This is a genomic window from Ensifer sp. LBL (assembly GCF_050435225.1).
GTDB lineage: Bacteria > Pseudomonadota > Alphaproteobacteria > Rhizobiales > Rhizobiaceae > Ensifer.
Genome location: NZ_JBNDJY010000001.1, coordinates 182,492 through 206,454 on the forward strand (window position 1 = coordinate 182,492; position 23,963 = coordinate 206,454).

At 63.4% G+C, this 23,963-nt stretch carries 25 protein-coding genes; 13 read left to right on the forward strand and 12 right to left on the reverse strand.

All coding sequences use genetic code 11. From position 1 onward, the window contains the following. Positions 1–20 precede the first annotated feature (20 nt). The 4 genes from mprF to OKW20_RS00900 all read right to left on the reverse strand — a co-directional run bounded on the left by mprF (position 21) and on the right by OKW20_RS00900 (position 6,434). Complete coding sequence (gene mprF / locus OKW20_RS00885; protein ID WP_429169701.1) at positions 21–2,630, reverse strand: bifunctional lysylphosphatidylglycerol flippase/synthetase MprF; 2,610 nt, start codon at positions 2,628–2,630, stop codon at positions 21–23. Positions 2,631–2,733: 103 nt separating this feature from the next. Next, positions 2,734–3,330 carry an NUDIX domain-containing protein gene (locus OKW20_RS00890; protein ID WP_429169702.1) on the reverse strand — a complete coding sequence of 199 codons (597 nt, stop codon included), beginning with the start codon at positions 3,328–3,330 and terminating at the stop codon, positions 2,734–2,736. A gap of 42 nt (positions 3,331–3,372) precedes the next feature. Next, positions 3,373–4,266: a cation diffusion facilitator family transporter gene (locus OKW20_RS00895; RefSeq protein WP_043611413.1), complete on the reverse strand. Its 894-nt coding sequence runs from the start codon at positions 4,264–4,266 to the stop codon at positions 3,373–3,375. Between the two features lie 32 nt (positions 4,267–4,298). Continuing rightward, complete coding sequence (locus OKW20_RS00900) at positions 4,299–6,434, reverse strand: molybdopterin-containing oxidoreductase family protein (protein ID WP_429169703.1); 2,136 nt, start codon at positions 6,432–6,434, stop codon at positions 4,299–4,301. Positions 6,435–6,503: 69 nt separating this feature from the next. Between OKW20_RS00900 and OKW20_RS00905 the strand changes: the two genes are divergently transcribed. The 4 genes from OKW20_RS00905 to OKW20_RS00920 all read left to right on the forward strand — a co-directional run bounded on the left by OKW20_RS00905 (position 6,504) and on the right by OKW20_RS00920 (position 9,236). Then, positions 6,504–7,373: a 23S rRNA (adenine(2030)-N(6))-methyltransferase RlmJ gene (locus tag OKW20_RS00905; protein ID WP_429169704.1), complete on the forward strand. Its 870-nt coding sequence runs from the start codon at positions 6,504–6,506 to the stop codon at positions 7,371–7,373. Positions 7,374–7,424: 51 nt separating this feature from the next. Next, complete coding sequence (locus OKW20_RS00910; RefSeq protein ID WP_429169705.1) at positions 7,425–7,865, forward strand: hypothetical protein; 441 nt, start codon at positions 7,425–7,427, stop codon at positions 7,863–7,865. Between the two features lie 2 nt (positions 7,866–7,867). Continuing rightward, positions 7,868–8,584: a ribonuclease T2 family protein gene (locus tag OKW20_RS00915; RefSeq protein ID WP_429169707.1), complete on the forward strand. Its 717-nt coding sequence runs from the start codon at positions 7,868–7,870 to the stop codon at positions 8,582–8,584. Between the two features lie 61 nt (positions 8,585–8,645). Further along, positions 8,646–9,236 carry a glutathione S-transferase gene (locus OKW20_RS00920; protein WP_429169708.1) on the forward strand — a complete coding sequence of 197 codons (591 nt, stop codon included), beginning with the start codon at positions 8,646–8,648 and terminating at the stop codon, positions 9,234–9,236. Between the two features lie 60 nt (positions 9,237–9,296). Here the strand turns inward: OKW20_RS00920 and OKW20_RS00925 are convergent, their stop codons facing one another. Then, a complete protein-coding gene (locus tag OKW20_RS00925) occupies positions 9,297–9,935 on the reverse strand; it encodes an outer membrane protein (RefSeq protein ID WP_043611409.1) in 639 nt (212 codons plus the stop codon). A 367-nt stretch (positions 9,936–10,302) separates the two neighbouring features. Between OKW20_RS00925 and OKW20_RS00930 the strand changes: the two genes are divergently transcribed. From OKW20_RS00930 to OKW20_RS00950, 5 genes are all read left to right on the forward strand, one after another. Then, positions 10,303–11,067 carry an SDR family oxidoreductase gene (locus OKW20_RS00930; RefSeq protein WP_429169709.1) on the forward strand — a complete coding sequence of 255 codons (765 nt, stop codon included), beginning with the start codon at positions 10,303–10,305 and terminating at the stop codon, positions 11,065–11,067. Then, positions 11,064–13,088 (forward strand): excinuclease ABC subunit UvrC, encoded by a 2,025-nt coding sequence (gene uvrC / locus OKW20_RS00935; RefSeq protein ID WP_429169710.1) that lies wholly within the window; start codon positions 11,064–11,066, stop codon positions 13,086–13,088. Before OKW20_RS00930 ends, uvrC begins: the two co-directional genes overlap by 4 nt. 129 nt (positions 13,089–13,217) lie before the next feature. Further along, positions 13,218–13,805: a CDP-diacylglycerol--glycerol-3-phosphate 3-phosphatidyltransferase gene (pgsA, locus tag OKW20_RS00940; RefSeq protein ID WP_043611406.1), complete on the forward strand. Its 588-nt coding sequence runs from the start codon at positions 13,218–13,220 to the stop codon at positions 13,803–13,805. Continuing rightward, entirely contained in the window at positions 13,802–14,062 is a 261-nt protein-coding gene (moaD, locus tag OKW20_RS00945) for a molybdopterin converting factor subunit 1 (protein WP_034803865.1), read from the forward strand. The genes pgsA and moaD overlap by 4 nt, the downstream gene beginning before the upstream one ends. A gap of 4 nt (positions 14,063–14,066) precedes the next feature. After that, on the forward strand, positions 14,067–14,531 hold the full coding sequence (locus OKW20_RS00950) for a molybdenum cofactor biosynthesis protein MoaE (RefSeq protein WP_429169711.1): 465 nt from the start codon (positions 14,067–14,069) through the stop codon (positions 14,529–14,531). 19 nt (positions 14,532–14,550) lie between these two features. Here OKW20_RS00950 and OKW20_RS00955 read toward each other — a convergent pair whose 3' ends face one another. Next, a complete protein-coding gene (locus tag OKW20_RS00955; protein ID WP_043611402.1) occupies positions 14,551–15,447 on the reverse strand; it encodes a branched-chain amino acid ABC transporter permease in 897 nt (298 codons plus the stop codon). A 67-nt stretch (positions 15,448–15,514) separates the two neighbouring features. Here OKW20_RS00955 and OKW20_RS00960 point away from each other — a divergent pair, with 67 nt between their 5' ends. Next, positions 15,515–16,075, forward strand: coding sequence for a CGNR zinc finger domain-containing protein (locus OKW20_RS00960; RefSeq protein ID WP_429169713.1), 561 nt, complete (start codon positions 15,515–15,517; stop codon positions 16,073–16,075). Continuing rightward, complete coding sequence (locus tag OKW20_RS00965) at positions 16,072–16,581, forward strand: hypothetical protein (RefSeq protein WP_429169715.1); 510 nt, start codon at positions 16,072–16,074, stop codon at positions 16,579–16,581. The genes OKW20_RS00960 and OKW20_RS00965 overlap by 4 nt, the downstream gene beginning before the upstream one ends. A gap of 91 nt (positions 16,582–16,672) precedes the next feature. On the opposite strand, the gene ndk is transcribed toward OKW20_RS00965, so the two are convergent. Next, entirely contained in the window at positions 16,673–17,095 is a 423-nt protein-coding gene (gene ndk / locus OKW20_RS00970; protein WP_034803877.1) for a nucleoside-diphosphate kinase, read from the reverse strand. A 102-nt stretch (positions 17,096–17,197) separates the two neighbouring features. Continuing rightward, entirely contained in the window at positions 17,198–17,887 is a 690-nt protein-coding gene (locus OKW20_RS00975; protein ID WP_429169716.1) for a glutathione S-transferase family protein, read from the reverse strand. 149 nt (positions 17,888–18,036) lie between these two features. Here OKW20_RS00975 and OKW20_RS00980 point away from each other — a divergent pair, with 149 nt between their 5' ends. Beyond that, positions 18,037–18,546, forward strand: coding sequence for a DinB family protein (locus OKW20_RS00980; RefSeq protein ID WP_429169717.1), 510 nt, complete (start codon positions 18,037–18,039; stop codon positions 18,544–18,546). Here OKW20_RS00980 and OKW20_RS00985 read toward each other — a convergent pair. Continuing rightward, entirely contained in the window at positions 18,532–21,135 is a 2,604-nt protein-coding gene (locus OKW20_RS00985; RefSeq protein ID WP_429169718.1) for an AMP-binding protein, read from the reverse strand. The genes OKW20_RS00980 and OKW20_RS00985 overlap by 15 nt on opposite strands. Before the next feature lie 278 nt (positions 21,136–21,413). Here OKW20_RS00985 and OKW20_RS00990 point away from each other — a divergent pair, with 278 nt between their 5' ends. After that, on the forward strand, positions 21,414–22,487 hold the full coding sequence (locus OKW20_RS00990; RefSeq protein WP_429115313.1) for a GGDEF domain-containing protein: 1,074 nt from the start codon (positions 21,414–21,416) through the stop codon (positions 22,485–22,487). A gap of 10 nt (positions 22,488–22,497) precedes the next feature. Here the strand turns inward: OKW20_RS00990 and OKW20_RS00995 are convergent, their stop codons facing one another. From OKW20_RS00995 to OKW20_RS01005, 3 genes are all read right to left on the reverse strand, one after another. Next, on the reverse strand, positions 22,498–22,950 hold the full coding sequence (locus OKW20_RS00995; protein WP_429169720.1) for a MarR family winged helix-turn-helix transcriptional regulator: 453 nt from the start codon (positions 22,948–22,950) through the stop codon (positions 22,498–22,500). A gap of 89 nt (positions 22,951–23,039) precedes the next feature. Next, positions 23,040–23,315 carry a hypothetical protein gene (locus OKW20_RS01000; RefSeq protein ID WP_429169722.1) on the reverse strand — a complete coding sequence of 92 codons (276 nt, stop codon included), beginning with the start codon at positions 23,313–23,315 and terminating at the stop codon, positions 23,040–23,042. A gap of 143 nt (positions 23,316–23,458) precedes the next feature. Then, positions 23,459–23,746: a hypothetical protein gene (locus OKW20_RS01005; protein WP_034803904.1), complete on the reverse strand. Its 288-nt coding sequence runs from the start codon at positions 23,744–23,746 to the stop codon at positions 23,459–23,461. Positions 23,747–23,963 lie beyond the last annotated feature (217 nt).

The following is a 23,963-nucleotide window of genomic DNA, read 5'->3' on the forward strand; positions in this document are numbered from 1 at the left end:
CCAGGCGTTCGCGACACGGATCATTTCTTCACCACTCCCTTGAGACCGCCGCCAATCAGGAATGTCGCATCCATCAGGGCGAGGATCGGATTGATGCCGCCACTGGCGACAAGATAGCGCGGTTGCCACTGCGGATGAAACTTCGACTTGAAGGCCCTCAGGCCCTTGAAGTTGTAGAACCGTTCGCCGTGTTCGAAGAAGGTGCGCCCGGCCCGGTCCCAGACCGGCGCGATCTGGCGCGTGGACATGCCCGACAGGGGCGCCATGCCAAGGTTGAAGGTTCGGTAGCCCTCGGCCTTCAGATACTCCATCACCTGGGCGAAGAGAAAATCCATGGCCCCCTTCGGCGCATCCGGCGAGAAGCGCATGAGATCGACGGTGCCCTCCTCCTTGGTCGCCGTCACCAGAATATTGGCGAATGCGACCGTACGCCCGCCACAGGTGAGGATTGCCACCGGCTGCTCGCGAAGATACTCGGGATCGAAGGCACCGAGCGAGAAGCCTTTCTCCTTGGCATTGTGATGCGCGAGCCAGGCATCGGACACCGCGGTCAGGTCCGGCATGACGTCCGGAACGTTTTCGGGCGCTACGACACGGAATTCGAGCCCGTCGCGCTGTGCGCGGCTCACCTGCTGGCGCAGGTTCGCCCATTTGCCCCCCTTCAGTTCGAAGCGGGCGAGATCGACACGCGCGAGTTCACCGAGCCGGAAGGCGCGCAGCCCGGCATCGGCATAGTAGGCAAGCCCTTGGGGCGAGACCTGGTAGAAGACCGCCCGGCAGCCTGCCGCGCGCGCCTTTTCGATGAAGTGCCAGATCAGCTCCGGCCAGGCATCGACCGGACCGACGGGATCAAAAAGCGCGATCCAGGAGCGGGCGCGCTGGCCATACATGATGAACGCGCGGCCGTCAGTGGAAAACAACAGGCTCTTGTCGCCCATGCGCACCAGGTTGGCATCGGACATGTCCTGCGCCTCGACGATCGAAAGCGCCCGCTCCATCGCGTCGTCTGAGGCAGGTTCGGCGGCTCCGGTTGCCGGACGCATCAGGCTCCAGATCGCAAGCATGCTCGCGCCGATGGTAACGCCGAGAAGCGCGCGAAGGCCGCGCGGCGCTTCGGCGGAGAATTCGAACTGCCACCAGAGTTCATGGCTGTATTCGACATCACGATAGACGAAGAGCAGGACGACCAGCGCGCCCAGGCAGATGACGCCCAGCGCCGTCAGCCACGGCACCGTCAGCGCCTGCCCGAACAGCGAGGCAGGCCGCACGAACAGGCGGCGGCTGACGATGAGACCCACCAGGAAGAAGGCCAGCATGCCGGCTTCCACCACGGCGATCGCCTTGATCAGCGACAGCAGCAGCGCGGCGACAGCAATCACGATCGAGGCCCACCAGGCACCGTCGAGCCTGAGCGCCAACCCGCGCGAGACGACGACAAGGGCGAGGCCGAGCAGGCTCGCAAGGAAGTGCGCGCCTTCGACGATCGGCAGCGGCAGCAGTCCTTCTAGGAATGCCAGGTTTTCGTCCGGCGTCGGCGTCACGCTGGAAAGCACCAGCATGATCGCAAGCACGATGCCGAGCGTCGCCAAGAGGAGCGGCGTCATGCGGCCGCCGATGCGCCGTACGCTCGATGCGACCGGATGGCCGGACAGCTGGCGGAGTTCGATGCCGATGACCACGGCGATCGCGATCACCAGCGGCAACACGTGATAGATCACGCGGTAGAGCACCAGCGCGCCGAGAATGGTGTCGACGTCGGCATTGTGGCCGAGCGTCGCGATGATGATCGTCTCAAAGACGCCGAGGCCGGCCGGAACGTGGCTCAAGACGCCAACGCCGACGGCCAGCGAATAGACCGCTAGGAAGGCCGGCCAGCCGATCGTACCGGCGGGCAAGAGAACATAGAGAACCGTCGCCGAGGCGGCGAGATCGAGCGCCGTCACCAGGAACTGGCGCGAAACCGTGCGTGAATCCGGCAGCCGCAAGGTCAGCCGGCCGAGGCTCACCGCCCGCCCGTCCCGCGCCAGAAAGAACACGCTGAAGAGCCCGGCGAGGATGACGGCGGCGATCACGCGCAGCACCAACGGATCCATGCCGGTCATCGGCGCCACATATTCGCCGACAGCGAGCAGGCTGAGGCAGGTCACCGTCAGCAGTCCGAGCCCGAAGGCGAGCGTCACGAAGGCGATGATCCGGGCGATGTTTTCCGGCTCGATGCCGAGGCGCGAATAGGAACGGTAGCGGATGGCGCCGCCGCTGAGCGCCCCGAAACCCGCGGTATTGCCGACCGCATAAGCCGAAGCCGCCGTCAGCGCCACGTCGGCATAGGGCAGCTTGCGCCTGATATAATCGAGTGCGCTGACATCATAGAAGGTGAGCGCGAGGAAGCTCAATGCGGTGAAGAACACCGCGGCCGTAACCGCCGTCCAGCTGGTGTCCGCCAATGCCTGGACGACTTCGTCGTACTGAACCTCGGATGTCAGGTGAAAGATCGCAAAGCCGAAAAGAGCGATCACAAGGAGCGTACCGGCAGCCGAAAGATAGCGACGGTTGCGGCGCAGGAAGGCGATCCAGCCTCCCTCCGCCTGCTGTTCGTCGTCGGCTGCACGTTCCGGTAGAGAGGGTGTCATGAAGCGCCCATGTCGATAATGAGGACATCAGCGCTTTAGCTTACCCGATGCGGATCAAAAAGTGAAATATCCGTAATAAATAATAGTCTTACAAAACAATCCCTTAGGCGAACAGTTCCTGCCGGTTCAGCTTCGCCCACTGCAGCAGCATGATCGTCTTTGCGTCGCGGATCTCGCCGCCAGCGATCATCGCGAAGGCTTCGTCGAAGGGGATCTCCAGCACTTCGATGTCCTCGCCTTCATGCGCAAGCCCGCCGCCGTCACCGCGCTTCTCGGTGGCGTCGATGTGGCCGGCAAAGAAGCTCGTGCGCTCGGTCAGCGCGCCAGGGCTCATATAGACGTCGAAGAGGTGGATGACGTCCTGGACGTGGTAGCCCGTCTCCTCCAGTGCCTCGCGGCAGATCGCCTCTTCCGGAGTGTCGCCGTCCAGAAGCCCGGCGGCCGCCTCGATCAGATAGGCCGGGTCGCCCTGGAGCAGCACGGGCACGCGCAGTTGCCGCACCAGGATGACGCTCTGCCGCCTGGCATCGACGAGCAGGATGGTCGCCGCATTGCCATGGTCGTGGATCTCCCGCTTCAGCGTCACGATCGCGCCATCGGACATCTGCTGTTCGAACGTCACCTCTTCCAGGTGCGCAAAGCCCTTCCACAGCGTGCGGCGGCCGACGATCCTGACGCGTGGGTCATGGTGGGTGCTCATGCAACTTCCTTCTCCGGCGAGTGCGATCCCGCCATTTGGCCATCAGTGGATGTGTTCTGTCGCCGTGCGGTCTTCCCGCTCCATCTGCAGCGTCGTGTGGTGCAGGTCGAAGGTCGCGCGCAACCGGTCCTCGATCGCGCGGCGCACGGTCTCGGCATCGGCGCCGTCGGCAAGCACGGCGTGAGCGGTCAGCGACGGCTGGCTCTGGGTGATCGCCCAAAGATGCAGGTCATGCACGGAGGCAACACCGGGAACGGCGGCAATCGTCGCGTGGACATCGGCGAGGCGCATACCCGGCGGCACGCCTTCGAGCAGGATGTTGACGCATTCCCTCAGCAGCACCCAGGTGCGCGGAAAGACCATGAAGCCGATGCCGACAGCGAGCAGCGAATCCACCCATTGCCACCCGGTCAGCCAGATGACCACCGCTCCGACGATGACGGCGACCGAGCCCAGCATGTCCGACCAGACTTCGAGATAGGCGCCCTTGACGTTGAGGCTCTCGTCCTTGTGGCTGGTGAGCAGCCGCATCGAGGCGAGATTGACGAGAAGGCCAATGACGGCAATCACCAGCATGCCGCCGGACTGGATCTCCTGCGGCTCGGACAGCCGCTTCCAGGCCTCGTAGAGAATGTAGAAGGCGACACCGAGCAGGAGCAGCGCGTTGAAGGCGGCAGCCAGGATCTCGAAGCGGGCGTAGCCATAGGTGCGCAGGAGGTCCGACGGGCGGCGGCCGACATGGATGGCGACGAGCGCGATCGCAAGGGCCGCCGTGTCGGTCAGCATGTGCATCGCGTCGGAGATCAGCGCCAGGCTGCCGGTCAGGATCCCGCCGACCACTTCGGCCAGCATGAAGCCGCCCGTCAGGCCAAGCGAGGCCCAAAGCCTTGAAACCGGCGTGCTCGTGACATCTGCGTGGTTGTGATCGCCGCTCATGGGAGGTTCCGTCTGCCGTTCTACAACCTGATTTAGCGCGCCAACCTTACCCAGACCCTGTTGTCGTGGAAGGCGGCACCACCATAGGGCGCAACGGCATCGGCGCCGGTGAGCACGTTGATGCCCTCCCCGTCGAGATGCACGCCATTCGGCCACAGGCCCTCGGCGATGACCACGCCGCGGCGGGCGCCGCCACCGATCTTCGCATGCAGACGCACCTGGCCGCGGACGTTGCCGAGCTGGACGATATCGCCATCGGCAATGCCGAGTTCTGCGGCATCTTCCGCATGAACCATCACTTCCGGGCGCACTTCCTTCTGGATCGAGGATGGCGTCTCGGCAAAGGTCGAGTTGAGGAAGGACCGAGCCGGAGAGGTCGCCAGCCGGAACGGGTGCTCGGCATCGGCGACCTCGATGAGGTCGACATGATCAGGAAACTCCGGCAGCGCCTGGTGCGGCCCCTGAGTGCCCATCGACTTCGGCGGCCGGTTCGGCGCCGGCGTTCCCGTCCAGTCCGCCTTGAAGCGGAACTTGGCGTCGGGGTGGCCGAAGCCCTTGAGGAAATGTGCCTCCTCGAAAGCCGGCTGACAGTCGAGCCACTTCTGGCGCTTCATCTCCTCGTAGCCGATGCCGTAGTTGGCGAGCAGCCGGTCGATGTGCTCACGCTCCGTCAGGCCGAAACCGGCATGATCGGCAACGCCAAGTCGCCTGGCGAGTTCTTCGATCACGAAGAGATTGGTGCGCACGGTCGAGGGCGGCTCCACCACCTTGGGGCCGATCAGGATGTGCTGGTGGCCGCCGCCGCGGTAGAGGTCGTCATGCTCCAGGAACATGGTTGCCGGCAGCACGATATCGGCGACCGCGGCCGTGTCGGTCATGAACTGCTCGTGCACGGCAACAAAGAGATCGTCGCGCAGGAAGCCGCGCTTCACCAGCCGCTGTTCCGGCGCGACATTCACCGGGTTGGTGTTCTGGATCAGCATCGCCGTCACGGGACCACGATGGCGCAGCGCCTCGGCGTCGCCGGTCAGCACACGGCCGATCTGCGACTGGTCGAGCATACGGACATCCGGATCGTGGAAGGCCGAGCCGATCAATTCGCGCTTGTCGAGCTTGAAGATGTCGTTGTTGGAGTGAAAGGCGCCGCCGCCTTCGTGTTTCCAGGAACCGAGAACAGTCGCGACCGATGCTGCCGCGTGGATGGCGACGGCACCGTTGCGCTGGCGCGTGAAACCGTAGCCAAGCCGGAAATAAGTCCGCGGCGTCGTGCCGACCAGTCTTGCGAAGGCCTCGATTTCCTCGACCGACAGACCAGTAATCGCCGACGCCCATTCCGGGCCGCGCGACGTCAGATGTGCTTCAAGGCCGGCCGGATCATCGGCGAATTTCGCCATGTAGGCCCGGTCGGCGTAGCCGTCGCGAAACGCGATGTGCATCACGGCGCAGGCTAGTGCGGCGTCAGTGCCCGGCTTCAGCACCAGGCCCATGTCCGCCTGCTTGACCGTCGGATTGTCGTAGATGTCGATGACGACGATCTTCGCGCCGCGATCCTTGCGTGCCTTCACGGCATGGGTCATCACGTTGACCTGGGTGGCGACCGCATTCGTACCCCAGATCACGACGCAATCGGCCTTGGCCATCTCGCGCGGGTCGGGGCCGCGCAGGGCGCCGGTCGCCATGCTCAAACCGGTCCAGGCCATGTTGGTGCAGATCGAACCGAAGAAGCCGGAATAGCGCTTGGCGTGACGCAGCCGGTCGATCGAGTCGCGCTGCACCTGGCCCATGGTGCCGGCATAGAAGTAAGGCCACACGGTCTCGGCGCCATATTTCTGCTCGGCGCGAACGAACTGATCGGCGATCTCGTCGAGCGCCGCCTCCCAGCTCACATCTTGCCAGCTACCCTCGCCCTTGACGCCCTTGCGACGCTTCGGCGCCATCAGACGGTCGGGATGATAGATGCGCTCGGAATACCGCGCCACCTTGGCGCAGATCACGCCGGCGGTGTAGGTATTGGCGGCTGCGCCGCGCACACGGCCGATCCGCCCTTCGGCGGTCAGGTCGACTTCCAGGGCACAGGCCGAGGGACAGTCGTGCGGACAGACCGAGTGGCCGATGGTTTTTTCTGCTTTGATGGGGGTCGCAACGTTCATGGCTTTTCTATATGGCATCGGCATTTCGGCTCAAAGAGCCAATCGCCCACCCATCGCAACTATTGATCACAGCCATCGGCGGCGCTCATGAACTATCGGCACATCTATCACGCAGGCAATTTCGCCGACGTCCTGAAGCACGCGGTGCTGGCGCGGCTCGTCACCTATCTGCAGCAGAAGGAGAAGGCGTTCCGCGTTCTCGATACCCATGCGGGTATCGGGCTCTACGACCTCTCCAGCGAGGAAGCGCAGAAGACCGGCGAATGGCGCGACGGCGTCGGACGGCTGCTCGACGGCGAATTGCCGCCGGAGATCGCGGCGATCCTTGCCCCTTACCTCTCTTCCATACGCGCCCTGAACCCCGGCTCCGAGCTGACGCTCTACCCCGGCTCGCCGAAGCTCGCGCGCATGCTCTTCCGCCCCCAGGACCGGCTTTCGGCGATGGAACTGCATCCGGACGACTTTGAGACCCTGCACCGGCTGTTCGACGCCGATTTCCAAAGCCGGGTCACCGAGCTCGACGGCTGGCTGGCGCTGGGCGCGCACCTGCCGCCGAAGGAAAAGCGCGGATTGATTCTCGTCGACCCGCCCTTCGAGAAGGAAGGCGAATACGAGCGGCTGGCCGATGGCCTTGCGCGCGGCTACCGCCGATTTACCGGCGGCGTCTACTGCTTGTGGTATCCCCTGAAGCAAAGCGCGCCGATCAAGGCGTTTCATGAGGCGCTGAAGGCGCTGGACATCCCGAAGATGCTCTGCGCCGAGCTGTCGGTCAGAAGCGACCGGGAAACCACCGGGCTTTCCGGTTCCGGCCTCATCATCGTCAACCCGCCCTTCACGCTGAAGAGCGAGCTCGACCTGCTGCTGCCGTTCCTGAAAACCCGGCTGGGGCAGGATCGTTTCGCGTCCAGCCGCTGCTTCTGGCTGCGCGGCGAAGAACAGACAACCCGAGGGGCTTGACGGACGGGCGCGACGCACCGCAATCTCATGTGACGACATAGGGAGACGCCCATGACTCGCACGCTCGCCGCCACGCTTCTCATTTCGCTTTCCCTCGCGGGTGCTACGGCGCCGGGCGCCATCGCCGCCGACTATATCGGCAGCGGCCAGGCGCAATCCTACAACGCCGGGGTCTGCAGCGAATCCTCGGTCCTCGGCTTCATCACATCCCGGTTCGCGTATCGGGATGCAAACTACCTTCACGCCAACCTCTCGATCGCCGAAATCCGCAACATGGGGCAGAACCGGCAGGAGTTCCGCGACGAGACGCATCTCGTCGAGCGCGAATACTGCTACGGAACCGCGGTGATGACCAACGGCGAACAGCGGTCGCTCTATTACCTCATCGAACGCCCGTGGGGCTTTGCCGGCGTCGGCAGAAGCATCGAGTTCTGTGTCGGCGGCCTCGATCCCTGGTATGTCTACGGCGCGTATTGCGCCTCGCTTCGCTAATCATGAAAGCATTCCGGAATGTGCGCCGGCTTTTGCCGGCGCTTTTTATTGTCACCGCCCTTGCTGCCTGCAGCGACCAGAGCACCGAGAAGGCGCCGACGGCGACAGGGCAGCAGACGACAAAGGCAGCCGCTGCGGTTCCGCTCGGCAGCGGGTTCGATTTCTACGTGCTCTCGCTTTCCTGGTCGCCGACCTGGTGCGGCGACAACGACCCCAAGGGAAAATCCAGCCAGTGCGAAGTCGGCGGCAATCGCGGCCTGATCGTGCATGGCCTGTGGCCGCAGAACGAACGGGGCTATCCTGACTTCTGCCCGACACGGCAGTCCGATCGCGTGCCCTCGTCGCTCGGCAAGCAATATCTCGACCTCATTCCATCGATGGGCCTGATCGGCCACCAATGGCGCAAGCACGGGACCTGTTCCGGCCTCAGCCAGGAGGATTACTTCGCCGTCACACGCGCGGCCTGGGAGCGGCTGACGCTGCCATCGGAGCTCGCACCTCCCCCGCAGGAAAAAGGCCTGCGTGTTGCCGCCATCGAAGACGCGCTCGTCGCCAAGAACCCTGGCATGACGAAAGACGCTGTCGCCGTAACCTGCGAGGGCAATCGGCTCGAAGAAATCCGTATCTGCTTCGACAAGTCGCTCAATTTCCGCGCCTGCCCGGCGGTCGATCGCCAGGCCTGCCGAAAAGAAAGCGTGTCGCTGCCCCCGGCGCCTTGACCAGCCGGAGAAGGCGCCTGTTAGAAACCCATCTCGCAATCCCTGGAAGGAAAGACGCTCGATGAAGATCTTGTACTCGCCCGCCTCGCCCTATTCGACCAAGGTGCGCATGGCGGCGCATTATGCGGGCTATGCGGCCGAAAGTGTCCTGACCGACACCAATGCCAACCCGCCGGAGCTGATCGACAACAATCCGCTCGGCAAGATCCCGACGCTGATTCTCGACAACGGACAGGCGCTCTACGACAGCCGTACGATCATGCATTTCATCGACCGGGAAACCAAGGGCAAGCTCTATCCGAGGAATGCCGGAAAGCGCACCGACGTCGAGTTGCTGGAAGCACTGTGCGACGGTATCTGTGACAGCCTGCTGTCGATCGTCTACGAGAAGCGCTCCCATCCGCCGGAAAAGGTGCATCAGCCCTGGATCGACCGGCAATGGGAAAAGGTCGAGCGCAGCCTCGACTATCTGAATGCCAACCTGCCGAAGACCGGGGCCAAGCTCAATGCCGGCCATTTCGCGCTCGCCGCGATGCTGCGCTACATCGAGCTGCGCTTTGCCGGCGAATGGCAGAAGGGACGCGCCAAGCTGAAGAACTGGCCGGCGAAGTTCGAAAAACACTTCCCGGATTACCCTAAGTTCAAGGCCTGAACAGAAAGCACAAAAAAGGCCGGGGTGACCCGGCCTTTTTCGTTGATCTGGCGAAGCCGATCAGAACTTCACACCCATACCGACGCGAACGCTGTGCTCGTCGTAGCCCGACGAAACGTTGGTGCCGCCCATGCGGAAGTCCTTCGAGCCGTAGTCCGTGTAACGGTACTCGACGCGTGCGGTGATGTTGTCGGTGACGAAGGTTTCCGCGCCGACACCTGCGGTCCAACCGACCATGGTGTTCTTGTCGGAAGCGCCGCCGACGGTGCCCTTGGTCTGGCCGACGGCGAGACCTGCGGTACCGTAAACGAGGACCGGGTTCAGATCGACACCGACGCGACCGCGGAGCGAGCCGTTGACGCCCTGCTTCATGCGCAGGTTGCCCTTGGTCGAATCCTGGCCGGAGTAGCCGATGTCGGCTTCACCGCCGTATACCATCTGGCCGTCCTGAACGTTGTAACCGCCATAGAGGCCGCCGCCGAAGCCGGCTGCGGTGTTGCTGCCGGTCGCATCGTGCTGGCCATGCTTCCAATCGGCGGTACCACCGACATAGGCACCCGACCAGTTCTTCGCTGCCGGCTCGGTGTATTCGGCCTGCGGAGCTGCCGGAACTTCGTCGATCGCGTCTGCAGCCTGGGCGGCCTGGAAGGCGATGAGGGTCATAGCCGAAGCCATGAGGGTGGTGGTGAGCGTACGCATAAACATTCTCCTTTTCGTACCGATGCCCCTCGGGCTTGGGGTCCCGCAGTGGAACATCGGACAACTTTTAATTAACCCGCCCGGTTGAGCTGAAATTGGCCAGCAATTGCGGATTCACAAGAGCCAAATTGTGAAATTTTGGTGGCACAAACGCGCCCAAAATTTGATGTTGCTTTGGCGCCACAGGAGATTTGTTAACCATGATTCAAGATTAACGAAAACTATACTATAAGCACGCAAAATAATACAATTTACGCCAATTCCATTAATTTTTGGGCAAGGAATCGTCAGGGAGTGTTTCAGCCCCGCGTTTCTTCCCTATATCTTCGTCCGCTGACGCGAAGATTCGAAAAAGCGGGATGAAACGTTGAAGAAAGCACTGAAGGCGGCACTCGTAACCGGGGGCGCCAAGAGGATCGGCAAAGCTATAGTGGAGGACCTGGCCGCCCACGGCTTTGCCGTCGCCATTCATGCCGATGCCTCATTTGACGAAGCGCAGGCCCTGGCCAAAACCCTCGTAGAGGCCGGAACGAATGCCGTCGCGATTCGAGCCGACCTTACGGATACGGGCGCGACGTCGACACTGATCGAGCGCGCGACGGCAGCGCTCGGACCGATCGACCTGCTCGTCAACAATGCGTCGCTGTTCAAGAAGGACAGCCTCGATGCCTTCGACGAAGAGGTCTGGGACCAGCATTTCGCGCTGCATGTGAAAGCCCCGTCCCTGCTGGCGCGCGATTTCGCCGCGCTACTGCCCGCCGATGCCAGCGGGCTCATCATCAATGTCATCGACCAGCGCGTCTGGGCTCCCAATCCGCGCTTTTATTCCTATATGTTGTCCAAGTCGGCGCTTTGGACGGCAACCCGGACGATGGCGCAGGCGCTCGCCCCGCGCATCCGCGTCAACGGCATCGGCCCCGGGCCGACGCTGCCGAACGAACGGCAGGACCCGAAAGATTTTGAGGCGCAGGTCGATGCGCTGATCTTGAAGCGCGGGCCGACGCTCGACGAATTCGGACGCACGATCCGCTTCCTGTTCGACACGCCGTCGATTACCGGGCAGATGATCGCACTGGACGGGGGCCAGCACCTCGCCTGGGAAACGCCCGACATCAGGGAGATAGTGGAATGAATGGACGCGTGCCGGCCGACGGCGGCATCCTTTATGACGGCAACGAAACGGAAGACGACGACGACCTGATCGAAGTGTCTGACGCGAGCAGCGTCGCGCCCGTCGTCGCGTGGCACGAGAATCACTCGGAGACCAAGGGGCTGAAGGGCGCGGAACTGATCCAGGCCTTCGTCAAGCTGCTGCCGAACGGCCCCGGCGTCTACCGCATGTTCAACGAGGCCGGCGACGTTCTCTATGTCGGCAAGGCGCGCAGCCTGAAGAAACGCGTCAGCAACTATGCCCAGGGGCGCGGCCATTCCAACCGCATCGCCCGCATGGTGCGCGAGACCGCGAACATGGAGTTCGTGACGACGCGCACGGAGATCGAGGCGCTGCTGCTCGAAGCGAACCTGATCAAGCGCTTACGCCCACGCTTCAACGTGCTTTTGCGCGACGACAAGTCGTTTCCCTATATCCTGGTAACCGGCGACAGCCGGGCGCCGGCGCTCTACAAGCATCGCGGCGCACGCAGCCGCAAGGGCGACTTTTTCGGTCCCTTCGCGTCCGCGGGCGCGGTCGGCCGCACGATCAATTCGCTGCAGCGCGCCTTTTTGCTTCGGACCTGCACCGACAGCGTCTTCGAGACGCGCACGCGCCCCTGCCTGCTTTACCAGATCAAGCGCTGTTCGGCGCCCTGCACGGGCGAAATCAGCGATCAGGGCTACGCGGAACTGGTGCAGGAGGCCAAGGACTTCCTCTCGGGCAAGAGCCAGGCGGTGAAGGCGACGATCGCTGCCGCCATGGGCGAGGCAGCCGAGAACCTCGACTTCGAAAGGGCGGCGCTTTACCGCGACCGCCTGGCCGCGCTCAGCCACGTCCAGAGCCACCAGGGCATCAACCCCTCCGGCGTCGAGGAAGCGGACGTCTTTGCGATCCACCACGAGGGCGGGATCTCCTGCATCCAGGTCTTCTTCTTCCGCACCGGACAGAACTGGGGCAACCGCGCCTATTTCCCGAAAGCCGATCCTTCGCTGCCGACGGCCGAGGTGCTCTCGCAGTTCCTCGCGCAATTCTATGACGACAAGCCCTGTCCCCGGCAGATCCTGCTTTGCGAAGCGGTGGAAGAGCAGGAATTGCTCGGCCAGGCACTCAGCGAGAAATCCGGCTACAAGGTCGCGATCCAAGTGCCGCAACGCGGCGAGAAGAAGGATCTCGTCGACCACGCGCTCGCCAATGCGCGCGAAGCCCACGGCCGCAAGCTGGCCGAAACGGCCTCGCAATCGCGCCTGCTTGAAGGCTTCTCGGAAACCTTCAAGCTGGAGCGCACGCCGCGCCGCATCGAGATCTACGACAACTCGCACATCATGGGCACCAATGCCGTCGGCGGCATGGTGGTCGCGGGCCCGGAAGGCTTCGTCAAAGGCCAGTACCGCAAGTTCAACATCAAATCGACCGACATCACCCCGGGCGACGACTTCGGCATGATGCGCGAAGTGATGACACGACGGTTCTCACGGCTGCTGAAAGAGGAAGGCAAGCCGGACCGGAGCGTGGACGTCGGTGACGATGCCGCCTTCCCCGCCTGGCCCGACGTCATCCTCATCGACGGCGGTCAGGGCCAGATGACGGCGGTGCGCGCCATTCTCAAGGAGCTCGACGTCGAGGACTGCGTGACGGCGATCGGCGTCGCCAAGGGTGTCGACCGTGACGCCGGCCGTGAACGCTTCTTCGCGCTCGGCCGCGAGAGCTTCACGCTGCCGCCGCGCGATCCGGTGCTCTATTTCATCCAGCGGCTGCGCGACGAGGCGCACCGTTTCGCGATCGGCTCGCATCGGGCCCGCCGCAAGAAGGAGATGGTCAAGAATCCGCTCGACGAGATCGCCGGCATCGGGCCGACGCGCAAGCGCGCGCTGCTCACGCATTTCGGCACCGCCAAGGCCGTCTCGCGCGCCGGCATCAACGACCTGATGGCCGTCGCCGGGATTTCCGAAACGGTGGCGCGGCTGGTCTACGAACATTTCCACGACGATGCGGGGAAATGAAAACCTGATGTCACAATTCACCCGGCGTTCACATGCGATAGGGCAAATATGACAGTTGACGACGATGACCTGTTGACCTCCGGCCAGCAAAGTCATTTCTGTACCTGACGAACCAGAGAACACGAATCCATGCCCACGCCCGTCGCCTACAGCATCCCGAACCTGCTCACCTATTTCCGCATCCTGATCGTGCCGCTGATCGTGCTTTGCTTCTTCGTCGAAGGACGGCTGCACAGTTCGGACTTCGCGCGCTGGACGGCGGTTACGCTCTTCGCGATCGCGTCGATTACAGACTTCTTCGACGGTTATCTCGCGCGGATCTGGAAGCAGACCTCGAACATCGGCAAGATGCTCGACCCGATCGCCGACAAGCTGCTGGTCGCCTCGATCCTGCTGCTCGTCGCCGCAGACGGCACGATTGCCGGCTGGTCGATCTGGGCCGCCATCATCATCCTGTGCCGCGAAATCCTGGTCTCGGGCCTGCGCGAATATCTGGCGGCGCTGAAGGTCAGCGTGCCCGTCACCCGTATCGCCAAGTGGAAGACGACGATCCAGATGGTGGCGATCGTCTTCCTGCTGGCCGGCCCAGCTGGTGACAAGATCCTGCCCTATACGACGGAAATGGGTATCGGCCTGCTGTGGATCGCTGCGGCGATCACGCTCTATAGCGGCTACGACTATTTCCGCGCCGGCCTGAAGCACGTGGTCAACGAATGAGCACCGTCAATCTCGTCTATTTCTCCTGGGTGCGCGAGCGCATCGGCAAGGGTGAGGAAACCCTCGACCTTCCCGCCGGCGTCGTCACCATTGCCGATCTGCTTCAGCACCTGAAGACGCTCGGTGAGGAATACGAGGCGGCGCTCGAACATGAAAACGTCATCCGGGCGGCCATCAACCAGGAACATGTCGACCACAAGGAGCCGATCGCCGGCGCCCGGGAGATCGCTCTGTTCCCGCCAATGACGGGCGGCTGACGTCATGTCGGCTCCGGTTACCGTGCGCGTCCAGCGTGAGGATTTCGATCTCAATGCCGAGGTCGCAAAGCTCTCGGCGGGGCGCGCCGAAATCGGCGCCGTCGTCACGTTTTCAGGGCTTTGCCGCGACGAGGCCGGTACCCTTGCAGCCCTCGAACTGGAACACTATCCCGGCATGGCGGAGGCGGAGATTGAGCGCATCTGTCGCGAAGCGGTCGAGCGTTTCGCCCTTCACGCCGTAACCGCCGTCCATCGCTACGGCAAGATCGCACCTGGCGACAACATCGTGCTCGTCGTCACCGCCTCGCGTCACCGGCAGGCCGCCTTCGACGGCGCCAACTTCATCATGGATTTCCTGAAGACATCGGCTCCCTTCTGGAAGAAGGAGCATCTGGGCGACGGCACGACCGGCGGCTGGGTCAGCGCCAAGGACGCCGACGATACGGCCAGGGACCGCTGGTCGAAGTAAAAGCGGCCGTCCCTCGAGGTCAGGGAATGGCCTTTTCCTTGCGCGTCACCGCCAGCACGATCACCAGAAATCCGAAGATCGCGAAGTCTCGCCAGAGGATCGGGCCATAGGCGCTCCACAGCGTTTCCAGCAGGCCGACCGCAGCCGCGCCAAGCGCGGCATAGAGCGGTGAAGCCTGACCGCCGATCGCGGCGATGAACAGCACCTTGACGCCGAAGGTCAGCCCCGTGCCGAAATCCATGTTGCCGTAGTAGGACGCGGCGAGAATGCCGCAGACGGCGGCAATCAGGGACGCCGCGCCATAGGCGACGATGTAGACGGTGGCAGCGTCGACGCCGCAAAGGGCCGCAGCCCCCCGGTCCTCGGAAACGGCCCGCCAGAACCGCCCTGCCCGCGAATGCGTCAGGAACCAGTGGCCGGCCGCCACCAGCGCCGCCATCAGCGCGGTGTTGCCGAGCTGGATGACCGTCAGGGTGACCGGAAACCGCGGATCATCCCAGAAGACGATGTTGGCGTTGAGGAACGGCGGCAGCCACAGGCTGCGGGTCTCCGAGGCAAGCCGTGCCGTTTCCATCAGCACCAGCAGGCAGCCGAGCGAGGCGACGACGACGGTGTTGGCCGACGAGAAAGCCAACGGCCGCATGACATACCGCCCGGCAACGAGCCCGGCCCCAACGCTGAAAGTCAGGGCTGCCGCCGCACCGAGACCAAGGGCGGCCGGAAGCACCAGCCACAACCGGTCCCAGCCGAAAGCGGCAAACAGCACAAAGATCTGGCCCGAGAAAGCAAAGAGCGCACCATAGGTGAGATCGGCCCTGCGCGTCACGGCAAAGGCGATGGCATAGCCAAAGGCAAGCGCCGCGTAGAGCGCAGCGATGGGGACGGCATTGGCGAGCTGCTGCAGAAAGTAGAGCATGGCGCATCCGGAGCGTGACAAGATCAATATAACTGGTAAAATCCATTTTGCCAGTTAGGATTTTAGCATGACCTTCACCTGGACAGCCCATCGATTTGCAGGCGGCGCCCTGGCACTGGATGTCGCCAATTCCGTCGTCCTGCGCTTCGACCCCGAGCGCCGGATCGACCGTTTCGCCGATGTCGCAGCGCTCGATTCCTTTGCGGACGCGGCCAACCGCTTTGGGGCAGAGAGTGGGCGCTTCGGCGTGCTCGCACCGGTCGCCGCGGAGAACCGCGGCCGGCTCTTGCGGCTGCGTGAAGCGACCGACCGGCATTTTCGCGCGGAGATTTCGGATGCAGGGCGGCCGGACCTGTTGGCTGATCTGCTGGAGGCGATCGCTGGCGTCCTGCGCGGCCCGACGAACCAGCGCGGACGGCTTTCACTCGACACCGCGACGGCGCGATCGGCGCTCACGCTTGCCGCCTACCCCGAGCCCGATCGGCTGAAGATCTGCCCGAATTGCGGCTGGCTGTTTCTCGACCGCAGCCGTAACCGCAGCCGGACCTGGTGCGACATGGCCGTCTGCGGCAACCGTACAAAGGCCAAGCGCCACTATCGCCGCAACAGGGAAGAGGCAGCCTCATGACAAGGACATTCGGGATCGTAGCCACGCTTGCCATTGCACTCGCCGTCAGCGGCTGCCAGCGCGAGAGCGGCCCCGATCCGCTGAAGCTGACAGGCAAGATGTTCGTCTTCAACTACCGCCTCGCCTATGCGACCTACATGATCACGCTGACCAAGGCGGAGGCGGTGCCCGACGGCAGCGTCGTCGTTGCCCGCTTCGAAAACCCAGCTGGCGGTGACGCGCTGACGCTGGAGCGCAAGCTGTTTCCGAAGCTGGAAAAAGTGGTGCTGGAAAGCCCCGATATTACCTGCGTGAAGAAGGACCGCCCCTATACGGTGTCGATCGAGGTCAAAGGCCCAGAAGGTCAGTCGCTGCAGAAACTGGAAACGACCGTGGTCTCCGATGTCGACCAGGACATCATGCCGGCCAAGCCGCTGGTCGAGGGCCCGGCCTACGACAAGAACCCGGCGGTCTTCAGCGGCGGCAAGGCACCGGCGCACTTCGAGACCGCAAAATGCCCCGTCTGAGAGACCGTGCAACAAAAAACCGGAGCGTTTCCGCTCCGGTTCAAATCTCGAGTCAATTCAAGCCGCTACGGCTTGAACCGAAGATTTTGAATCAGCCGACGATCTCGGTGCCCGAGAACCAGTAAGCGATTTCTTCAGCAGCGGTTTCCGGAGCGTCCGAACCGTGAACCGAGTTTTCGCCGATGGAGAGAGCGTGAACCTTACGGATCGTGCCTTCGTCAGCGTTTGCCGGGTTGGTGGCGCCCATGACTTCGCGGTTCTTGGCGATTGCGTTTTCGCCTTCGAGAACCTGAACGATCGTCGGGCCGGAGGACATGAACTCAACCAGTTCGCCGAAGAACGGACGTTCCTTGTGAACGGCGTAGAAGCCTTCGGCTTCGCGACGGCTCATCCAGACGCGCTTGGAAGCGACGACGCGCAGGCCGGCATCTTCGAGCATCTTGGTGATGGCGCCGGTCAGGTTGCGCTTGGTCGCGTCCGGCTTGATCATCGAGAAGGTACGTTCAATAGCCATTGGCTCAAATCCCTTGTTTCTTGAGAAGTGGCGGTTCATTAGCCGCCAATTCCGCGCAAAACAAGGGGGTTCACCGATGATTCGGCTTGGGCCAGGCGGGTTTCACGCAGCCGTCACACTGCGCCCGAGCCCGTCATGGAGATCGAGGCAGCGTTCGAACCAGGCGGTGACGGCGTCACCCGGCTGAAGCAGGCGTTGCGGCGAAACGATGCGCGCCCACTGAAACGCCCCGAAGACGATGTAGTCGGCGAAAAGCGGCGTTGCACCACCCAGAAAATCCTGAAACTTCAGCAGATGGCGCAAAGGCTCGAGCTTTTCCGAGAAGGTTGCGAGCGAGGGTCCGCCGCTTTCGGCCACCGCTTCGAGCGACGTGCCGAAGCGCTTTTCCCGGCTCTCGCGGAAATAGGCCTGATCGACGGGATCCAGCCGGTCGTGAATATCCCTTATGATGATGCGGGTGATGGCCGGGTGCAGGGTCGTCTGCGACCAGCCTTCCACGAAGCGGGAGATCGCCTTCGCCCCCTCGCCGGCGAAGAGCGGCGGCCGGTCCGCATAGGTCCGTTCGAGATAGAGGGCGATCTCGAAGCTGTCCTTCACCAGTGTTTCACCGTCCCGCAGCAACGGCACCAGGTTCGTCGCGCCGTCCTCGACCGCCCGGATTTCGGTGAACCCGATCGGCACGGTGTCGAAGTCGAGCCCCTTGTGGGCCAGCGACATCGCGATCTTCCAGACATGCGGCGAGAAGGGACGCGCCCTGTCGGACCCACACAGCGAATAGAGCTTCCTTGTCATGCGAACCCTCCGGGACGATTATCGTCCCCTTGAACGACATATCCGCCGCGTCATCAAATCAGTAAATTTCATGAATGATATCAGCCACAGGAATGCGGTTCCGGGTTAGCGTCGCCACCCGCAAACCGCAGCCACCAGAAAGGTAGCCGATGCTCGATCACTTTCGCATGTTCGCCGACTATAACCGCTGGGCGAACCGCCTCGTCTATACCGCCGCTGCGGAACTGACCGATGCCGAACTGCGGGAAAACCGCGGCGCCTTTTTCGGCTCGCTGCTTTCCACCCTCAATCATATCCTCGTTGCCGACCGCATCTGGATGAAGCGCTTCACGGGCGAAGGTGATACCCCGCCTTCGCTCGATACGACCCTGCACGAGGACCTCGCCGCCCTCACCGCCGCGCGGGCGGTCGAGGACGAACGCATCATTGCCTGGATCGATAGCCTCAGCGACGCGCGCCTTGGCGCTGTGCTCAGCTACAAGACGCTCACCAATCCGACGGCCGTCACGCAGAAGCTGGCGCCGACGCTCGGGCACTTCTTCAACCACCAGACCCACCATCGCGGTCAGGCGCACGCGACGCTTACCGCGCTCGGGCGCCCGTCGCTGATACTGGACCTCGCCCAGTTTCTAAGGACGCAAGGGTCACAGTGGGCGTAGCGGCGAGCGCAACGCCTCGATGCCGAACAGCCGCAGTGGCCGGATCTCACGCCCTCGCCACGCGGCGAGCGCCTTCAGGAGCTGGCGCTGGCCGAACCACGCGGCAAGGCCGAGCGCGACGCCGCCAACAATCGACAGCAGCGAAAAAACAGCCGGCGGCAAGGCCGGCTGCAACGGCAAGATCAGCAATTCCGGCACGAAGCGGTGCAGGATGTAGATGTGGAAGCCCGCCGCCGACAGGGGCAGGATGAGCTGGGCCGACCAGCGCGGCAGACTGACGCGCGGAAGGTAAAGCAGCGCTGCCAGGACGCAGATCTGCAGGAGATACTTGATCTTCGTGCCGATCCAGACCCCTTCGTAGAGACCGAAGAACAGGAAGGCGGCGGTCCCAGTCAGCATCAGCAGCAGCCGTTGCCTGGCCGTTTCGGCAACGGCAGTGCACCAGCCGATAACGGCGAGATAGAAAATCCATGGCAGCGTGAAGATCTGGCGGTTGCCGATCGGCCAGACGAGCGGCAGCGCCAGCCGGGCGACAAGCGCGGCCAGCAGCAGGGCCATGCCGGCAGCGAATGGTCGTGCCGACACGAACCGCCGGAACTGCGGGATGGCAAAGAGCCCGACGAAGACGAGCATCATCTGGCAATAGGCTTCGATGAACCAGTAGAGATAGGGCACCATGCCGTGCGTCTCCGGCAGGGCTAGGCCGAAATTGCCGACGAGGAAAACCGAGGCCCAGGGCACCTCTCCCCAGGCGACCGCATAGGCCGCAACGATCAGGTAATAGGGGATCAGCACCTGCGCGAGCGGCCGCAAGATCGCCCAACCGTCGCCTGCAAGCAGCGGTCCCATCTGGAAGCGTGCGAGGCTGAAGCCGGCGAGGACGACCATGGCCGCCGACCCGCCGGGGATCGGCCACAGGACCTCGTGGTGCAGGACGACCAGAAGAATGGCAAGCGCGCGGACCAAGAGGTCCGTACCGATCCGCCGCGTGGTGGTCTCGCGCCGTTCCTGGAGCGATAGCGTGGCGATCGGCAAGGTCTCCCAGGCATCCGGAACTTGTCCGAGCGCCTTTTCCAGGCCGATCGACAGTTGAACGAAGCGCAGGGAATCGCCACCGAGCGAGACAAAGCTGTCGGAGCGTTTCACCCGCTTCGGATAGAAGACCTGAGCAAAGAGCCCTTCGATCCCGCCGCTGTGGTCGTCGTCGCCGCTGGCCACCGCCTGGCGGGCCGCCATGTTCAGCGCGTTGTAGTCGATCTTGCCGCTGGCAAGCCGCGGCATCTCGGCAAGGGGCGTCGCCTTCAGGTGCGCCAAGGTCAGCCCGCTAGCCTGCGCCAGGTACCGTCTGATCTCTTCGGCATCGCGGCTGCCGGCGTAAAAGGCGTGAAGGCCGTCATCGTCGCCGACGACGGCAGCGGTGATGCCGCGCGCTTCGAGCCCCGCTTCCAGAACGTCGTGCGCGATCCTGAGCCCGGCGATCTTGGAGATGCGCTTCATCCGGCCAACGATCTGGAACAGGCCGTCGGCATGGCGCATCGCAAGATCGCCGGTGCGCAGTTCGGCAAGATCGGCACCGCGGCTAAGATCGTTCCGAGACGTGGCATAGCCCATCATGACGTTCGGGCCACGATAGACGAGCTCGCCGGCCACGCCGTCGCTTTCGATCGGCACGCCGCTCTCGTTTTCAATCAGAAGGCGTCCACCGGGAATGGCGACGCCGATCCTGTCCTCGTTGCCGGCAAGCTCAGCCGGCGGCACATAGGCGATGCGGGCGGTGGCTTCGGTCTGGCCGTACATGGCGAAGAAAGCCGCCCCCTGGGTGCCGAGGTGCTCGTTGTAGAGACGGATGACATCAGGACTCAAACGGCCACCGGCAACGCTCATGAAACGCAGGTGCGGGAACCGCCGATCGCGGAAGCCCACCCTTTCCAGCAGCTCGTAGGAATAGGGTACGCCCGAAAGGTTCGTGCTGCCGCTTTCCGCCAGGCCATCGAGAAAACCAGCATCGAGGATGGAGCCGCCGGGAATATGGAGGCTGGCGCCAACGGCGAGGTGAGAATTCAGCACCGACAGGCCGTAGGAATAATGGAGGGGCAGGATCAGGCAACCGCGATCTTCCGCCGTCAGGCCCAGATAGCCCGCGATCGCCACCGCGTTGGCCGAAACGTTTTCCCGCGAGAGGCGCACGGCCTTGCCGCAACCGGTACTGCCCGAGGTCGAGAGCATGACGGCGAGTTCGTCATGGGGCGCCCTGTCGCCTTGTCGCAGATGCTCCGTGCGCCAGCGGCCATCGATGCGACGGAAGCCGAAGTCTGGCTCGAAGGCATCGACCCAGGATCCGGCTGCACCTTTCTTCGGGGCCTGCATGGCGACCGCATGCCCGGCCGCGAGCGCTGCCAGATAGGCGACGATCGCGTGTTCGCAAAGCTCGGCCTCGATCGTCACCAGCCCGCGCGGGCCGCGAAAGGCAAGCGCCTGGCGGGTCACCCGCTCGAGGAGTTCGCGATAGGTGACGATCCGTTGCGCGGAAAAGACCAGCGCCGGCCGATCGCCCCACTTTGCCAAATCCGCAATGAACGAGAGGGACATGCTTGACCGTCGCTGTTTGCCCGGACTCGATGCCCGATTTAGCAGCGCCGAATATAATTGGTGACTAAAGGCGTCAAGTATAAAGATGGCGACGGTTGGCGACCGTCCATTGCCCTGCGACATGCGGTTGCGAACCACCGCGGGCGGATGGAATTTAGCAACCATACCGGGCGGGAATCGCCCGCGGCCCGAAATCTTCAGACTCCCTTAAATGCGGCCTTCTCATAGTGGCGGCTTATCGAGCGAGAGATCGAGACGGCAGCGGGGGCCAAGACAGAATGAACAGGCAAGTTCCAGCGGATGCCAGCCGAACGCAGGCGAGGCAGGCGGCGATCATTCTGAAGGTGGCGCATGCGATGTCGGCGCACGGGATCGCGGCCCTGCCCCGCAACTACGAGCTTTTCTACGAGGCACTGTCCGGCCGCCTGCCGCAGCTTTCCCGGGAACTCGCCGCGCTCGGAAACAATCCGCAGCAGGATGCACTGGATGCCGTGGGTCTGAGGCATCACCTCGTCTCCCATGCTGCACTTGCTGCGGACCGGGCAAGAGCCGCCGGCCAGCAAGCGCTAGCCGAGATCGCCGAAAAGCTCAGGCTCTCCCTGTTGCAGAAGCAGAGCTTCAAGGATGAACTCGATCATTTCGCCGGGCGCCTGGCCACTGACCCCGTTGCTGGCATGTCCGAATTCGCCGACGACGCCGCGCGACTGCGGGAAGCGGCCGGTCGTCTGACCAATGAAGAAGGCGCTCTCCAGCAGGCGCTGGAAACCAGCATGACACATCTCGCCGAACTCGAAGGCGAGCTTGCCGAAAGCCGGCGATCCCTGACCCGCGACCCGGCCACGGGCCTGCCAAACCGCGTGGCGCTGACGACCAAGCTCGACTCGATCCTCGAAACGGAGCGGACGGACCAGCCGGTCGCCCTGCTTCTCGTTTCGGTGGAGGGGCTGCGCGAGGTGGCGGAGCACCACGGCGGCACGGCTGCCGCGAAGGCGCTTGCCAAGCTCTCGGCGCTGTTTCGCAAGTCGATCAAGAAGGACGATTTCGTCGCTCGCGTTGGCCAGCAGGAGTTTGCCTTCCTGTGCCGCGATGTCAGCGCCGAAAATGCCGAGGCCATTGCCCGGCGGCTGCGGCAGTCCGTGCAGGAGTTGACAGTCACCCTCCCCGGACGGGCGCACACCGCCGAGACGCTTTCGCTTGCGGCCGGTATCACACTTGCGCAACCGGCATCGACCAGCGCCGATCTGCTGTCCCAGGCGGAACAAGCCCTTACCGGCGCCCGCGATGGCGCCGGCATCCTCTGCTATTCGGCGGCCCTCGGCCGCGGCAGGGGCTACGGCCAGAGCGCCGCTTGATGCTTGCAAATCACGCGGCGACCGGGTGACGGCTGTCGTCGATCTCCGACGCCTTCTCGCGCAGACAGCCGAGCAGGCGAAAGAGTTCTGTGCGTTCGCAATCGTCGAGCGCCGAGAACAGTTCATCGATCGTGCGATGGCGCGGCTGCAGTGCCGCCTCCAGCGCCAGCCGGCCGCGATCAGTGATCGAGATGATCTTCGCGCGGCGGTCTTCCGGATCCGGTTCACGCAGGACCATCCCGTCCCGCTCCAGGCCGTCGATCGCTTCGGTGACGGTTCTGGCCGCAAAGCCGAGCGCCGCGGCGATATCCGCACAGCGACAGGGGCCGAGCGTGTTCAGGTAAAACAGGAATTTGCTGCGCGCGAGCGAAACGCCTTCCTCCGACATGGACGCGTTCACCAGGCGATGAACGCAGTGGTAGAGCTCGAAGAGCCGCTCGGCGACTTCGACTTTTTCTGTCATGGCAATGTACCTCACTTGGCAACGCCAAAACGAAACAACCCGGCCCCGCGTGGCGGGACCGGGTTGTTCGGTCAACCGTTTGGCGTGACTTACTGCTTGTTTTGGTCGGCCTGGCCGAAAGCCTTGGCGCCGCCATTGGCGATCGCGCCGGTTGCCGTCGTGTCGACGGTCTTGTCTTCAATGCCGGCATAATAATCGCCGCGGCTTGCGGTCGCGGACACACCGGCGCCGGCGGAAGCCTCGGCGCGACCGGTAAAGAGCGGCGTGGAGCTCACACCCTCATAGTAGCTGCCGCCGGCAACGGCCGCAGACGCGCCACCGAGCATGGCGGCCGCAACGAGGATTGCGGCAAAGGACTTCTTCATCGATCTGTTCCTTGGTGGAGATGTAAGGTTGGGGCTCAGCCCCTCTAGGCGCTTGGGATCGCCTCATAGGATCATCACGGTGATCCATCAAATCCCTTGAAATGGGGTGCGGGCGAAAGCCCGCGCCCCCTCATTCATCGCGGTTAGCGCGAAATGCCCTGGTAGTATTCGCCTTCGCCGCCGATCACGCTCTTCGGCGCGACGCTGAAGTTTGCGACCGAGCCGGTGTTGGTGCGATCGACATAGCCTGCTTCGGAGCTGCCGATGGTGAAGGACGACTTGCCGGTAACGGCAGGCGTGCGCTCGGTATAGAGCGGCGTCGGGCTGACACCTTCATAGTAGCTGCCGCCGGCGAAAGCAGCGGAAGCGCCACCGAGGATAGCGGTTGCAACGAGAGCGGCGGAAAGAGCGGTCTGGATTGCGGTTTTCATGGTCTTCACTCCTGGGAGGCTCGTTCGGTTGAACGAGGTTTCATCAAAATGTCCTTGGCCGGATCGGTCGTCCCTCGGAACGCGGGGCCTCTGCCACTGGCGTTCGGTCGATCGAGGCGGTCAGAAGAGCGTTCCCCGCCCTTCCGTTATTGAAATGGTCCCTCACGATGAGGATGTGTAGTATCGATAGTCGGAACGCCTTGTTCAAAAATCGATA

Coding starts and splice junctions, on each gene's coding strand:
- mprF (WP_429169701.1), bottom strand. CDS start 2,630: ATGACACCCTCTCTACCGGAACGTGCAGCCGACGACGAACAGCAGGCG.
- OKW20_RS00890 (WP_429169702.1), bottom strand. CDS start 3,330: ATGAGCACCCACCATGACCCACGCGTCAGGATCGTCGGCCGCCGCACG.
- OKW20_RS00895 (WP_043611413.1), bottom strand. CDS start 4,266: ATGAGCGGCGATCACAACCACGCAGATGTCACGAGCACGCCGGTTTCA.
- OKW20_RS00900 (WP_429169703.1), bottom strand. CDS start 6,434: ATGCCATATAGAAAAGCCATGAACGTTGCGACCCCCATCAAAGCAGAA.
- OKW20_RS00905 (WP_429169704.1), top strand. CDS start 6,504: ATGAACTATCGGCACATCTATCACGCAGGCAATTTCGCCGACGTCCTG.
- OKW20_RS00910 (WP_429169705.1), top strand. CDS start 7,425: ATGACTCGCACGCTCGCCGCCACGCTTCTCATTTCGCTTTCCCTCGCG.
- OKW20_RS00915 (WP_429169707.1), top strand. CDS start 7,868: ATGAAAGCATTCCGGAATGTGCGCCGGCTTTTGCCGGCGCTTTTTATT.
- OKW20_RS00920 (WP_429169708.1), top strand. CDS start 8,646: ATGAAGATCTTGTACTCGCCCGCCTCGCCCTATTCGACCAAGGTGCGC.
- OKW20_RS00925 (WP_043611409.1), bottom strand. CDS start 9,935: ATGCGTACGCTCACCACCACCCTCATGGCTTCGGCTATGACCCTCATC.
- uvrC (WP_429169710.1), top strand. CDS start 11,064: ATGAATGGACGCGTGCCGGCCGACGGCGGCATCCTTTATGACGGCAAC.
- pgsA (WP_043611406.1), top strand. CDS start 13,218: ATGCCCACGCCCGTCGCCTACAGCATCCCGAACCTGCTCACCTATTTC.
- moaD (WP_034803865.1), top strand. CDS start 13,802: ATGAGCACCGTCAATCTCGTCTATTTCTCCTGGGTGCGCGAGCGCATC.
- OKW20_RS00950 (WP_429169711.1), top strand. CDS start 14,067: ATGTCGGCTCCGGTTACCGTGCGCGTCCAGCGTGAGGATTTCGATCTC.
- OKW20_RS00955 (WP_043611402.1), bottom strand. CDS start 15,447: ATGCTCTACTTTCTGCAGCAGCTCGCCAATGCCGTCCCCATCGCTGCG.
- OKW20_RS00960 (WP_429169713.1), top strand. CDS start 15,515: ATGACCTTCACCTGGACAGCCCATCGATTTGCAGGCGGCGCCCTGGCA.
- OKW20_RS00965 (WP_429169715.1), top strand. CDS start 16,072: ATGACAAGGACATTCGGGATCGTAGCCACGCTTGCCATTGCACTCGCC.
- ndk (WP_034803877.1), bottom strand. CDS start 17,095: ATGGCTATTGAACGTACCTTCTCGATGATCAAGCCGGACGCGACCAAG.
- OKW20_RS00975 (WP_429169716.1), bottom strand. CDS start 17,887: ATGACAAGGAAGCTCTATTCGCTGTGTGGGTCCGACAGGGCGCGTCCC.
- OKW20_RS00980 (WP_429169717.1), top strand. CDS start 18,037: ATGCTCGATCACTTTCGCATGTTCGCCGACTATAACCGCTGGGCGAAC.
- OKW20_RS00985 (WP_429169718.1), bottom strand. CDS start 21,135: ATGTCCCTCTCGTTCATTGCGGATTTGGCAAAGTGGGGCGATCGGCCG.
- OKW20_RS00990 (WP_429115313.1), top strand. CDS start 21,414: ATGAACAGGCAAGTTCCAGCGGATGCCAGCCGAACGCAGGCGAGGCAG.
- OKW20_RS00995 (WP_429169720.1), bottom strand. CDS start 22,950: ATGACAGAAAAAGTCGAAGTCGCCGAGCGGCTCTTCGAGCTCTACCAC.
- OKW20_RS01000 (WP_429169722.1), bottom strand. CDS start 23,315: ATGAAGAAGTCCTTTGCCGCAATCCTCGTTGCGGCCGCCATGCTCGGT.
- OKW20_RS01005 (WP_034803904.1), bottom strand. CDS start 23,746: ATGAAAACCGCAATCCAGACCGCTCTTTCCGCCGCTCTCGTTGCAACC.